Source organism: Mesorhizobium sp. 131-2-1 (assembly GCF_016756535.1).
Taxonomy (GTDB): domain Bacteria; phylum Pseudomonadota; class Alphaproteobacteria; order Rhizobiales; family Rhizobiaceae; genus Mesorhizobium.
Window position 1 is genome coordinate 4464865 of sequence record NZ_AP023247.1, and the last position, 12399, is coordinate 4477263.

Sequence of the window (12399 nt, forward strand, 5' to 3'; positions counted from 1 at the left end):
TTCCCACTTCAACCATAGCACTGAGCAAACACACAGGATCCTAGGGTCTGCGCGCGTCGCTTCGCTCCTTGCTCCGCCCTAGGATGACGAGCCCAAGGGTTGTGCCAGCCTGGCCTTCACCGTCTCCGCTACCGTCTTCAGGTGATCCCCCGTGGAGAAACCCGAGATCGCTTTTCGTGGCTTCAGATCGTGGTCGCCATCCTCCAGCCAGATCACGTCGATGGCGTCGGAAAGGCCGTAGGTCGCGACCTCGTCCTTGGTGCCGAATTCGTCTCGCGTGCCCTGGAAGATCAGCGTCGGCGTCTTGAGGCCGAGGAGATGTTTTGTCCTGAGCTGCTCCGGCTTGCCCGGCGGATGGAACGGATAGCCAAGGCAGATGAGGCCGGCGATCTCGCCCTTGGCAAACATCTCGTCGGCGACCATCGAGGCGACGCGCCCGCCCATCGACTTGCCGCCGATGATGAGCTTTCCGGTCACGCCCTTGGCGCGAAGATCGGCGATCGCCTTCACATATTCGGGGTTCACCGTCTCGGCGCGCGGCGGCGGCTTGCGGTGGCCGTAGCGGCGCGCCGCCATATAGTGGAACTCGAAGCGCGCAACTTGGAAGCCGGCGGCGGCCAGAGCCTTGGCGGTGGCGGTCATCGAAGGAGAATCCATCGACGCCCCGGCGCCATGGGCGAGCAGGATGGTGATGGGAGCGGTGTCGAAACCGTCGAAGAGGAAATGGGTCATGAGCACTCCGGCGCGGGCGACCCCTTCTCCCCTTGTGGGAGAAGGTGGCCGAGCGAAGCTCGGACGGATGAGGGGTGTTCCAGCTTGGCGGACACGTTCATCCAAACATTGGCAAGCGACAAAATCACCAGCGGCCTCATTCCTTCCGACACCCCTCATCCGTCTCGGCGCTGCGCGCCGATCCACCTTCTCCCACAAGGGGAGAAGGTGAGGCGCTCACCCCGCCGTCCGCGCCGTATGCAAATCGACGAACTGTATCCCCTTCTGCGCCAGCTTCGCCCACTCTGATTCCGCGTCGAGCTCCAGATAGCGCGCCCATAGCCGCCGGGCCTCGGCCAGATTGCCGGCTTCGAACTCCAGCCGCGCGAGGTTGAAGACCGGGTCGGCATAGGCCTTGTCGAGCGCGATCGCTTTCTGCAGGTGCCGCCGCGCCGATGCCACCTTGCCCTCGTCGCCCATCAGCCCGGCGAGGTTGAACCAGGCCTCGACAAAGCCCGGATCGAGCTTAATGGCGCGGGCATAGTCGTGCGCGGCTTCCGCGACGCGGCCGGCGCCGCGCAGGCAGTTGGCGCGGTTGAAGGCGGCGATGGCGTCCTTCTGGTCGATCGCCAGGCAGCGCTGGTAGAGCGCCGCCGCGTCGTCGTGGCGCCCCTCCTCTTCCGCGGCTTCCGCCTCAGCGAACAGCTCCTCCAGCGTATCATCTTCGGGCGAGCCGAGGTCGAACAGCAGCTGGCCGTCGAGCTCGCTCGCACCGTCGTCGAGGTAGATCGCGTCCGGACGGCCGTGCTGGGAGCCGAGGTTGAGCGACTTGGCGGTAAGCGAGGCCACCGGGCCGGAGCGGTGCACGGAGCGCGCGATCGCGCCCCAGGACGCCCCGCTGGCAATCAGCCCGGCATACTTACGGGCGAGGATCAGGTCGTGGAAGGAATAGGGCTCGCCATCGTGCTCGAAGGCATCGAAAAGCGACAGCAGGTCGAGATCGTCGGCGGCTAGCCTCGATTGGTCGATCAGCGACTGCCGGGACAATGAGGAGGCCTCCGGCGCCTTCATCAGGCCGAGCAGGCGCAGGAACCCGTTTTCGCTGACCAGCGCTCGGCCGGCTTCGCGCTCGCCCCTCACGCGGCGCTCGATCTCGGCATCGCCCGTCCTGCCCGTCGCGGCTTTCGCCAGCAAGGCGCGCCCGAACACGACATGAGAGGTGCGACGGGTGACGCCGCGCCTCAACTCCGCATGGCGGCGCTCGACCTCGCGCGCGGCAAGCCGCAACGGAAAGGCAGCCAGCGCGCCGACGACGCCGAAGACGGCGCCGGGAACGATCACTGGCCCTCCCGTCACTTCTTGCTCTTGCCGACGGCCTTCAGAAGGTTCGCCTTCAGCGGATTCTCGGGCGCGCCTCCGGCCGCCGCCTTCTTGGCGGCGGGCTTTGCCGCCTCGTCAGCCTTGCTTTTCGACTTGGCCGGCGGCTTGGCCTGCTGCGACAGGCTCGCCTTCAGCGCATCCATCAGGTTGATGACGTTGCCGCGCTCCGGTGCGGCCGCGATGATCGGCTTGTGGCCCTTCAGCTTCTCGCGGATCATCGCCATCAGCGCCACCTCGTAGCGATCCTCATAGTTCTTCGGATCGAAGTGGGTTTCCTTCTGCTTGATCAGCGCCTGGGCGAGCTCCAGCATTTCCGGGTCCGGCTTGCCGGCCGGGATGTTGCCGAAATATTCAGCCGTGCCGCGCACTTCGTTGGGGTTCCTCAAGGTGCAGACGAACATGCCGTTCTCGCGCGCGCCGATCGTCACCACGCGCTCGCGGCTGGAGAGCACAAGCCGCGCAATCGCCAGCTTGCCGGATTTGCGCATCGCTTCGCGCAGCACGGCAAAGGTTTCTTCCGCCATGGCGCCGTCGGGAGCCAGATAGTAGGGCGAATCCTGGTAGATGACGTCGACCTCGCCCTCGTCGACGAAGGCCTCGATGTTCATCGTGTGGTTGGATTCGATCCTGACCGCATCGAGGTCGGCGTCATCGATGATGATGTACTGCTTGTCCTCGTACTCGTAGCCCTTGACCAGGTCCGAGCGCTCGACCAGTCCGAGTTCGGGATCGACCGGCTTCATGTTGATACGGTTGTGGGTCTTCTTGTGCAGCTGGTTGAACGCAATGCGTTCGCTCGCGCTGGTGGCCGGATAGAGCCGGACCGGACAGCTGACGAGGCTGAGCTTGAGGTAACCCTTCCAACTTGCCCTGGGCGCCATGATGAACTCCTACGCGGCCATGCACTGACTGTTATTGCAGCGCCTTTTCGTCCGGAGGACGATTGGCGCCGTGGAAATCCTACACCGACCCCCGATGATACCGGCAAATCCCTGACGAAATGTTTTAGCGCGGGTTGGGATGCAGGCGGATGAGGCTGATCGGGAGAATAATTCAAATTGTAGGTAGCGTCGATGGAGATGGAATTGAGACGCTGGCGATTGGCTGAAGGCCTCGACACTTCGTCATTCTAGGGCGGAGCAAGGAGCGAAGCGACGCGCGCAGACCCTAGAGCGCGTACTCAACCCTTGCACGACGTTTGAAGCAGTGATTCAACGCCTTGATTTGGAGGCGATGATGGCACGCTACGATCTAAGCGAGACGGAATGGCAAATCGTGGAGCCGCTTCTGCCGCCGCACGGTTTGGGCAAGAAGCGGGTCGATGATCGGCGGGTGGTAAATGGCATATTTTACGTTTTGAGGACCGGATCGCCTTGGCGCGATCTGCCCGAACGGTATGGCCCCTACACCACGGTCTACAATCGCTTCAACCGCTGGGCCAAGAGAGGTGTCTGGTTGGCGATGTTTGAAGCCCTGGCGGCTAAGTCACCACAGTCTTTGCACTTAATCGACAGTTCGATAATCCGCGCTCACCAGCATGCCGCGGGCGGTAAAAAGGGGGTCCGGATAACGCCATTGGCCGTTCTCATGGCGGACTAAGCACCAAGGTTCATGCCCTTGTCGATCAGGATGGTCTGCCCATCCGTTTGCTTATCACCGAGGGCAAGGCATCCGATAAGACCATCGCCCCGCAGCTGATTGAAGGGTTGCCGCCGGCAAAGGCGCTTGTCGCTGACAAAGGCTACGACAGCTGGCCGTTAGTTGCTCTCATTGCCAGAACCGGTGGCTCGGCCAACATTCCAACCCGCCGTCACGTCAAGAATAAACGTGTGGTTCCGCCAGAGCTCTACCGGGAGCGCAACCGCATCGAACGCTTCTTCTGCAGGCTCAAGCAATTCCGCCGGGCCGCAACCCGCTTTGACAAGCTCGCACGCAACTACCTGGCCATCCTCAATCTCGCATCGCTCCGAATATGGCTGCGACACGTTGAGTCCACGCCCTAGAATCCATGCCGTTACCTCTGCCAGAGAATGCATCGGTTCAGAATAGCTGCTGGCAACGGCGCAAGATAAGATCGCAGCATGACAGGCTATGTTTACATGACCGCAAGCCAGAAAGGCGGCACGATCTACATCGGTGTCACCAATGATCTCGGCCGTCGAATGCCAGAGCACAAGACCGGCCAAGGATCCAGCTTCACCAGCCGTTACGGTGTGCAGCGTCTCGTCTGGTACGAGGAGTATTTCGACATCACCGACGCGATCCAGCGTGAGACGTCATTGAAGCGCTGGCCACGCCAATGGAAGGTGGAATTGATCGAGAAGAGCAATCCGGAATGGTTCGAGTTGTTTCGCGGGGCCGGCTGGTGAACGTTCTGAGCCGTCGCGTTGCTCAGGCGTCACGGCATGGATTCTAGGGTCTGCGCGCGTCGCTTCGCTCCTTGCTCCGCCCTAGAATGACGACGCCGAGAGGCTATCGCCTCTCCTCCAACGCCGGCAAATCCTTTGCCGCCTCATCGATCTCCGCCCAAGGGTCGCCCGAGGTCTCCAGGAGCCCCGGCAGCGAGGCGTAGTTCAGGTCCTGCGGGGCGTCGATTGCTTCCAAATCCGTCCAGCTCACTGGCGTCGAGGCCGGCAGGTTGGTGCGGGCGCGCAGCGAATAGGGCGCGGCGGACGTGTGGCCGCGGGCGTTGCGGTGGAAGTCGATGAAGATGCGCTTCTTGCGGTTCTCCTTGCCCATCGTCGTGGTGAAGGTGTCGGGCGCGGTCGATGCGAGATAGGTCGAGATGGCGCTCGAGGCCTGGTGCAGCTTCTTCCAGTTCTGCTTTCTGGTCACCGGCACCGTAATGTGGATGCCATTGCCGCCGGAGGTTTTGGCGAAGGGCACCAGGCCCAGGCTTTCCAGGCCGCCCTTGATGTGGACCGCCGCCTCCACCACCTCTCGCCAGGAAATCCCCTCGCCCGGGTCGAGGTCGAAGACGACCTGGTCGGGCTTATCGAGCTTGGTGCGGTGCGTGCCCCAGGTGTGGAACTCGACGACGCCGAATTGCGCCAGCGCGAGATAACCCTTGGCGTCCTCGACCGAGAGATAGGTCTTGGTCTCGCCTTCCGAGTTGATGGACTCGAACACCGCCACCGAGGGCGGCATGCCGGTGAAGGCGTGGCGCTGGAAGAAGCAGTCCTGTGGCTTGCCGGTCGGGCAGCGTACCAGCGACACCGGACGGCCGATGATGTGCGGCAGCATGAAATCGCCGACCAGCGCGTAATAGACGGCGATGTCGAGTTTTGTGGGCCCGGTCTTGCCGAACAGCCGGCGCTCCGGATTGGTGACCCAGATGGTGGCGAGGTCGGATTCGGCGATCAGCCGCTTGCGCTTGACCGGCACTGGCGTGGTGAGCCCGCCGACGTCGCGCAGGCCACGAAACACACCGTGGCGGATCGCATTGTCGGCGGTGCGGTTCGAATAGCGGATGCGGGCCGAAAGCAGCGGCTTCACCCAATGCATCTCGCGCATGATCTCGCGTGGCGCGCCTTCGGGCGGACTGGCGCCGGCCGTCAGCCGCTCCAGCCGTGCCAGCAATTCTGTCGCCGTGTCGCGGTCGAAACCGGTGCCGACTTTGCCGCGATAGTGCAGCTCGCCGTTCTCGAACTCGGCCATGCCGAGCGCCGCCAGACCCTCCGCCCGGTCCGAAACCGTGTAACCGGCGATGACGAAGTCATCCGTCTTTTGCGCTTTCACCTTGGTCCAGCTCTTGGTCCGGCCGCTGATATAGATGGCGTCGGCGCGCTTGGAGACGACGCCTTCCAGCCCAAGCTCGGAGGCCTGGTCGTAAAGCCCCTGCCCGTCGCCTTCGACATGGTCGCTGTACTGGATGGCGGCGTTGGCGGCCTGACCCGCGAGCAGCTCGGCAAGCAGCGCCTTACGCTTCCGCAGCGGCGCTTTGCGCAGATCCCAGCCGTCGAGATGGAGAAGGTCGAAAGCGTAGAAATGCAGCTTGGAGCCCGCACCTTCGGCCAGTGCGTCCTGCAGCAGCGCGAAGCGCGAAATGCCCTTCTCGTCGAGCACCATGATCTCGCCGTCGATGATCGCCTCGCGGCAGGGCAGTTTGGCGAAGGCGTGCGGCAGGTCGCCATAGCGCTTCGTCCAGTCGATGCCGCCGCGCGTGATCAGGCGAACCTCGCCATCCACGACATGCGCCATGGTGCGGTAGCCGTCGAACTTGATCTCGTGCAGCCAGAGCTCGCGCGTGTTGTCCGCCGGCCCCTCGCCGCCAGGCGGCTTCGGCACCTGCGTGGCAAGCTGAGGCTCGATGCGGGACGGCGGGTCTGCCTTGACGGCGCCGGGCAGCGCGCCGGGCTTCAGCACCGCCGGCCTTGCCGGCTTGACCGGCTTCGGCGGCGCCACCAGCTCCTCGATGCGGCGGCCGGATTTCACGCTCTCCGGCCGCTCGCTGAGGATGTCGCGGCTGGTGTCGGAGGCAAGGTCGCGCTCCTTGAACAAGAGCCAGTTCTTCTTGCCCTCATCCTCACCGGGCTTCGGCTTCAGGCGGGTCAGCATCCAGCCGCCGTTCAGCTTCCGGCCGGCCAGCCGGAACTTGAAGGCGCCGGTGCGCAGGCTCTTTTCGACATCGTCCATCGGCGCCCAGGTACCGGTGTCCCAAACGATCATCGGCCCGCCGCCATACTCGCCCTCGGGGATGACGCCCTCGAAGTCGATATATTCGATGGGGTGGTCCTCGGTCTCGACCGCCAGCCGCTTGTCGGCCGGATTGAGCGAGGGCCCGCGCGGCACCGCCCAGCTCTTCAGCACGCCGCCAACCTCGAGGCGCAGGTCGTAGTGGTCGGCGGTGGCGTGGTGCTTGTGGACGACGAAGCGGTTGCCGCTCTCGCCCGACTGTCCGCCGCTAGGTTCGGGTGTGCGGGAGAACTCGCGCTTGCCACGGTAGGTTTTGAGTTTTGAGGGGGTGGGCATGTCAGGCGGTGACGGGCGGAAGCAACATACGCTGCGTTCCTTCGCGCCCCCCTCTGTCCTGCCGGACATCTCCCCCACCTGGGGGAAGATCACACGGCGCGCCGGCTATCGCCAATCTCCTACGTTGCAAGATGCGCGCCGCCAACGAACCTGCCAATCTCCCCCTTTGTGGGGGAGATGTCCGGCAGGACAGAGGGGGGCGCTGTCCCGCCAGCCTTGCCGTCATCATCCGTGAGAACTCAATCGTCGGCAGCCGGCGTCAATTCCAGCTCGGCCGGCGATAGCCCTTGCCTGAGCTGCGACAGCCGGAACTCGTCGACCCAGTAGGCTTCGCCGTCAACCAGCACGCGCGCCTGGTAGGTGCCGTCGGAGAAGCTTTGCGCGGTCACATAGACCTTGTGGCGGTCGAGCGCCTTCTTCACCGCGGCGCGGCGGGAATTTTCTCTGGCGACGGGACTGGCCATGGCCTCACTCGAAACACGCTGCCGCACTGGCGGCCTGCCATTAGGATGGCGGAGAGCGGCGGGGGAGTCAATTTGGCGGGAGATTGGCTCTCATCGGCGCGGCGCTATATCCTATGACGATGCCTGCGAGGGAGTGCCTGATGACCCAGATCCGAGCGATGACAAAAAACGACCTCACCGCAGTGTCGCGCCTGCTCGGCCAGTCCTGGCGGCGGACCTATGCGCCGATCATGGGGGCGGAAGCGACGGCGCGGCTTTCCGACGACAGGCATGCGCCGGACAAGCTGGCGGCGGAGCTCGGGGACGACGACAAGATGTCCTTCGTCGCCGAGCGGCCCGACGGCTCAATCGCCGGCTATGCGATGGCGGCGATGGACGATCGCGGCGACGTCATGCTCGACCGGCTGCATATCGAGCCTGGTGAGTTCGGCAGCGGGCTGGCGACCAACCTTCTCCACGCCGTGCTCGCCGCCCATGCCGGCATCCCCAGCATCGCGCTCGAAGTGATCGAGGGCAACGACCGGGCGGTCGCCTTCTACCGCAAGCACGGTTTTGAAGTGGTTGAACGCAGGCCTGCCGCGCACGGCGTCGGCGGCCACGCCTCGCTGATCATGCGCCGGCTGCTATCGAGAGCCTGAGGCCGTCGATCAGCTGGCGCAGGCGGCACGGATGGTCCCGAGGCCGTGGGTTTCGCCGGGAACCATCCGTCCGCCTTGTGTCCTTCCCAAGACAATCGAGTGATACGATCCTTCCCGACCGCTTCCCTTGATCTTGATCAAGCATACGCTGATCTTGATCAAGCATCCGCCTGTCGCTGGACGCTTCGTCCGCGAGCCCTATAGTTTAGCCGGGTTGCAAATTCGACCGGAGCAAAACGAGATGAGCCTGGGCAAACAGAAACTCGGCAACCAGGGGCTTGTCGTCTCGGCGATCGGCCTCGGCTGCATGGGCATGAGCCAGTCCTACGGGCCGGCGGACGAGGCGGAATCGATCGCCACCCTGCACCGGGCGATCGAGCTCGGCTGCACCTTCCTCGACACAGCGGAAGCCTATGGGCCGTTCCTCAACGAGGAGCTGCTCGGCCGAGCGCTGAAGGGTCGTCGCGATGCGGTGACCATCGCGACCAAGTTCGGGTTTCGCATCGTGGACGGCAAGCAGGACGGCACCGGCCGCGACAGCCGGCCCGAGCACATCCGCGCGGTGGTGGAGGCGTCGCTGAAGCGGCTCGACACCGACCGTATCGACCTCCTCTATCAGCACCGCGTCGACCCGGCCGTGCCGATGGAAGACGTTGCCGGCACGGTCGGCGAGCTGGTGGCGGCAGGCAAGGTGCGTTTCTTCGGCCTGTCCGAGGCGGGCATCGTCAACATCCGCCGCGCCCATGCCGTGCACCCGGTCTCGGCGCTGCAGAGCGAATATTCGCTGTGGGAGCGCAATCTCGAGCCCGAGATCATCCCGGCGCTGAAGGAGCTCGGCATCGGCCTGGTGCCTTTCGCGCCGCTCGGGCGCGGCTTCCTCGCCGGCGACGTCAAGCGCGCGGAAGACTATCCGGAAGGCGATTTCCGGCGCGGCGACCCGCGCTACCAGGGCGAGAATTTCGACGCCAATGTCGCGGCGGCAAGCGCGGTGCGCGACGTGGCCGCCGCCAGGGGCGTGAAGCCGGGCCAGGTCGCGATCGCCTGGCTTCTCGCCAAGGGCCCGGAATTCGGCATCGACATCGTGCCGATCCCCGGCACCAAGCGCCGGAGCTACCTGGAGGAGAATGTCGCCGCAGCCGACATCAAGCTCGACGCGACCGAGATGCTGCTGCTCGACATGGCGCTGACACCCGACAGGATCTCCGGGCCGCGCTACAACGAGCGGACGATGTCGATGGTGGATCGGTAGACGTGTCTCACGCCGAACTGCGCAGCATCAGCTCGGCGTTCAGCAGGATGCGGGCGTCGCCGCGCTTGGCGGCGGAGGATTTTTCATCCAGCCGCTCGAGCAGAAGCTCGATGGCCAGGCGGCCGATCTCGTTGTAGTTCTGCGCCACCGTCGTGATCGGCGGGCAAGCGTAGCGCGACAGCGGATGGTCGTCGTGACCGGCGACCCTGAGGTCGCAATCGGCGCCATGCCCTACCTTCAGGCCGAGCTGATAGGCGGCGCCGAGCACGCCGAAGGCGACGCGGTCGTTGGCGCACAGCACGGTTTTGGTCGGAAAGCCGCCACCCTTGAGGATGCGCGTCGCCTCGTCATAGCCGAACTTCTCGAAATCCCATGAGCGCGCGTCCTCGACCGGCACGATGCGCGGCGTCATCTTGAACTGCCGCATGGCCTCGACATAGGCCTCCTGCCTGGCCGAGGCGTTGTTATTGACGAGCGGCATGGCGAAGTAGCAGGGCGGCTCGCCGGACCGGCAGAGATAGTCGACCATCAGCCGGAAACTCTGACGGTTGTCGGTGCCGACGAAGGAAGACGTCTCGTCGAGCGGCGAGTCGACATAGATCAGCGGGATCGAGGCGCCGAGCTCGGCCAGGATGCGGTGGTGCGAGCGCACGCCGAGCGGCGCAATGATGGCGCCGGCGATGTTCATCGAGCGGAACGTCTGGATCGCCTGGTCCTCCATTTCGGCGCGCCCGTCGGAGGACAGCACGAAGGCCAGGAAGCCAGCTTCGTTGGCGATCGACTCGATGCGGCGCGTCAGCGCCATGTAGAACGGGTCGGTCGAATTCGGGATGATGACGCCGAGGATGTTGCTGCGGCGGCGGTTCAAATTGACCGCGAACATGCTCGGCCGGAAATCGGACTTCTTCAGCGCGGCCTCGATGGCGCTGCGCGTGTTCTTGCGAACAGAATTGGGATCGTTGAAGTATTTGGAGACGGTCGTGCGAGACAAGCCGACGAAGTCCGAGAAATCCTCCATCGTCCTGATCGTCTTTGCCATCCATGGCCCCCTGTTCGACCTTCCCCGTCCCCTGTCTACGTGAGTCACCTTGCTGCGCAAAGCAGCAAGGTTTCGACCGTGGTAGTGCCAGTTTGCCGGTTCATGGCGTGCCGTGCATCCTCGCTCAAATGTCCGCCGAAAACTGTACCTTCATCGTCGCCGGATCGCCGCCCGTCTTGGCAAAGAACGGCAAAAGCTCCGCAAGTGGCAACCGGTGGCTGACCAGCCGCGCCATGGTGCCGTCGTCGCGCCTCAGAATGTCGAGCGCCTGCGGGATGTTGCGGTTCAGCGAATGCGAGCCGGCCAGCCTGATCTGCCGGCGGAAGATCTCGAAAGGCGCGACCGAGATCCTGGCATCGGGCGCGCAGACGCCGAAGACGAGCGCGGTGCCGCCATCGGCGGTAAAGCCGATCATGCCTTCGACCACCCTGGCGACGCCGGTGGCGTCGGCGACGAAATCGAAACTTCTCGCCCTTGCCGCCAGCGCCAGCGATCCGGACACCAGCGGCTCCAGCCCGAGCGCCTCAGCGAAGGCAAGCCGGGGCTCGCTGATGTCGGCGACCGCCACCTTCGCCACGCCCTTGGCGCGAAGCGACAGCGCCATGAGCAGGCCGATGGGCCCGGCGCCGAAGACCAGCGCGCTGCCAGGCTTGCTGAGCTCGACCCCGGCCGCGCTGAGGCCGTTGAGCACGCAGGCCAGCGGTTCGGCGAGCGCCGCCGTCTCGAAAGGCAGATCGCCAACGCCGTGCAGATGATCGACGGCAACGACGCTGAATTCGGCGAAGCCGCCATTCTCGGTCACGCCATAGGCTTTCAGCGAGGCGCACAGATTGGTGAGGCCCTTGCGGCATGCGGCGCAGTGTCCGCACGGGATGTTGGGATCGACGGCGACGCGGTCGCCGGGCTTCACGGTCGTCACGTCGCCGGCGACCGCCTCGACGGTGCCGGCATATTCATGGCCGGGAACCAGCGGAAACGCGCCTTCGCCATAGCGGCCATGCAGGACCTCGATGTCGGTATGGCAGAGCCCGGCGGCGCGGACCCTGACCAGTGCGTGCCCCGGCGCGATCTGCGGCATGTCCAGCTCCGCCATGCCGGCAACGCCCGCGGCGGCAAATCGGATGGCCTTCATGTCATTCTCCCTGCGGACTACGCCTCAGCTCATCCAGTTGCCGCCATCGACATTGTAGGTCTGGGCCAGGATGTAATCACTGTCGGACGAGGCGAGGAAGACGGCGAGCCCGGCAATGTCCTCGGGGTTCGCGAAGCGGCCGATCGGCACGGACTTGGCCACCGCCGCCTTCTTCTCGCCGGGCTTCAGGCCCTCCCAGCGGGCGAAATGGGCGTCGACGACATCCCAGTGCTCGCCGTCGACGACGCCGGGCGCGATGGCGTTGACGTTGATGCCGTGCTTGACCAGCGCAAGTGCCGCTGACTGCGTGGCCGAGATGATCGCCGCCTTGGAGGCGCAGTAGAGCGTCACCAGCGCCTCGCCGCGGCGGCCGGCCTGGCTCGCCATGTTGATGATCTTGCCGCCGCGGCCGCGCTTGATCATCAGATTGGCGACAGCCTTCATCATGAATAGCGGTCCCTTGAGATTGATGCCGAAGACGCGCTCGTAGCTTGCCTCGGTGATGTCGGTGATCGGCGCCATGTCGAAGATCGCCGCATTGTTGACGAGGATGTCGATGCCGCCGAACTCGCGGTCGACCTCGCCGGCAACGCTCTCGATCGCGGCGAGATCGGTGACGTCGAGCTTCTTCGCGCTGGCCGCCGGGCCGATCGCGGCGGCAGCGCTCGTCGCGCGCCCGATGTCGATATCGGCGATCACCACCCTAGCGCCCTCGCGGGCGTAGGCTTGCGCAAAGCCAAGGCCGATGCCGCGCGCGCCACCGGTGATCAGGGCAGTCTTGTTGTTCAGCTTCATGTCCAACTTTCTCAAGTTTC

The 12399-nt window shown here is 64.8% G+C and carries 12 protein-coding genes; 4 read left to right on the forward strand and 8 right to left on the reverse strand.

Going from position 1 to position 12399, the window contains the following annotated elements; all coding sequences use genetic code 11:
• Nucleotides 1-78: 78 nt before the first annotated feature.
• The 3 genes from JG743_RS21695 to ku form a co-directional block, all read right to left on the reverse strand.
• Entirely contained in the window at nucleotides 79-732 is a 654-nt protein-coding gene (locus JG743_RS21695) for an alpha/beta hydrolase family protein (protein ID WP_202292792.1), read from the reverse strand.
• Between the two features lie 216 nt (nucleotides 733-948).
• The gene (locus tag JG743_RS21700) at nucleotides 949-2052 is read right to left on the reverse strand and encodes a tetratricopeptide repeat protein (protein WP_202292793.1); all 1104 of its coding nucleotides are present in this window, start codon (nucleotides 2050-2052) and stop codon (nucleotides 949-951) included.
• A gap of 11 nt (nucleotides 2053-2063) precedes the next feature.
• Nucleotides 2064-2972, reverse strand: a complete 909-nt coding sequence (ku, locus tag JG743_RS21705) for a non-homologous end joining protein Ku (protein ID WP_202292794.1) — start codon at nucleotides 2970-2972, stop codon at nucleotides 2064-2066.
• Between the two features lie 355 nt (nucleotides 2973-3327).
• Here ku and JG743_RS21710 point away from each other — a divergent pair.
• Nucleotides 3328-4094 (forward strand): IS5 family transposase gene (locus JG743_RS21710; protein WP_202292541.1). Its coding sequence is split into 2 segments (ribosomal slippage): nucleotides 3328-3663 and nucleotides 3666-4094, totalling 765 coding nucleotides; the frame shifts between segments, so codons are not numbered across the junction.
• Nucleotides 4095-4172: 78 nt separating this feature from the next.
• Nucleotides 4173-4460, forward strand: a complete 288-nt coding sequence (locus JG743_RS21715; RefSeq protein ID WP_202292795.1) for a GIY-YIG nuclease family protein — start codon at nucleotides 4173-4175, stop codon at nucleotides 4458-4460.
• A 103-nt stretch (nucleotides 4461-4563) separates the two neighbouring features.
• Here the strand turns inward: JG743_RS21715 and ligD are convergent, their stop codons facing one another.
• Together ligD and JG743_RS21725 are read right to left on the reverse strand one after the other, a co-directional pair.
• Nucleotides 4564-7062, reverse strand: a complete 2499-nt coding sequence (gene ligD, locus JG743_RS21720; RefSeq protein ID WP_202292796.1) for a DNA ligase D — start codon at nucleotides 7060-7062, stop codon at nucleotides 4564-4566.
• A 239-nt stretch (nucleotides 7063-7301) separates the two neighbouring features.
• Nucleotides 7302-7526, reverse strand: coding sequence for a hypothetical protein (locus JG743_RS21725; protein WP_202292797.1), 225 nt, complete (start codon nucleotides 7524-7526; stop codon nucleotides 7302-7304).
• 140 nt (nucleotides 7527-7666) lie between these two features.
• Between JG743_RS21725 and JG743_RS21730 the strand changes: the two genes are divergently transcribed.
• Both JG743_RS21730 and JG743_RS21735 read left to right on the forward strand, forming a co-directional pair.
• Nucleotides 7667-8164 (forward strand): GNAT family N-acetyltransferase, encoded by a 498-nt coding sequence (locus tag JG743_RS21730; protein ID WP_202292798.1) that lies wholly within the window; start codon nucleotides 7667-7669, stop codon nucleotides 8162-8164.
• A gap of 241 nt (nucleotides 8165-8405) precedes the next feature.
• Nucleotides 8406-9413: an aldo/keto reductase gene (locus JG743_RS21735; RefSeq protein ID WP_202292799.1), complete on the forward strand. Its 1008-nt coding sequence runs from the start codon at nucleotides 8406-8408 to the stop codon at nucleotides 9411-9413.
• Between the two features lie 7 nt (nucleotides 9414-9420).
• Here the strand turns inward: JG743_RS21735 and JG743_RS21740 are convergent, their stop codons facing one another.
• The 3 genes from JG743_RS21740 to JG743_RS21750 all read right to left on the reverse strand — a co-directional run bounded on the left by JG743_RS21740 (nucleotide 9421) and on the right by JG743_RS21750 (nucleotide 12379).
• On the reverse strand, nucleotides 9421-10431 hold the full coding sequence (locus tag JG743_RS21740) for a LacI family DNA-binding transcriptional regulator (protein ID WP_202302816.1): 1011 nt from the start codon (nucleotides 10429-10431) through the stop codon (nucleotides 9421-9423).
• Between the two features lie 145 nt (nucleotides 10432-10576).
• Nucleotides 10577-11584, reverse strand: a complete 1008-nt coding sequence (locus JG743_RS21745) for a zinc-dependent alcohol dehydrogenase family protein (protein WP_202292800.1) — start codon at nucleotides 11582-11584, stop codon at nucleotides 10577-10579.
• 24 nt (nucleotides 11585-11608) lie between these two features.
• A complete protein-coding gene (locus JG743_RS21750; RefSeq protein ID WP_202292801.1) occupies nucleotides 11609-12379 on the reverse strand; it encodes an L-iditol 2-dehydrogenase in 771 nt (256 codons plus the stop codon).
• Between the last annotated feature and the right edge of the window lie 20 nt (nucleotides 12380-12399).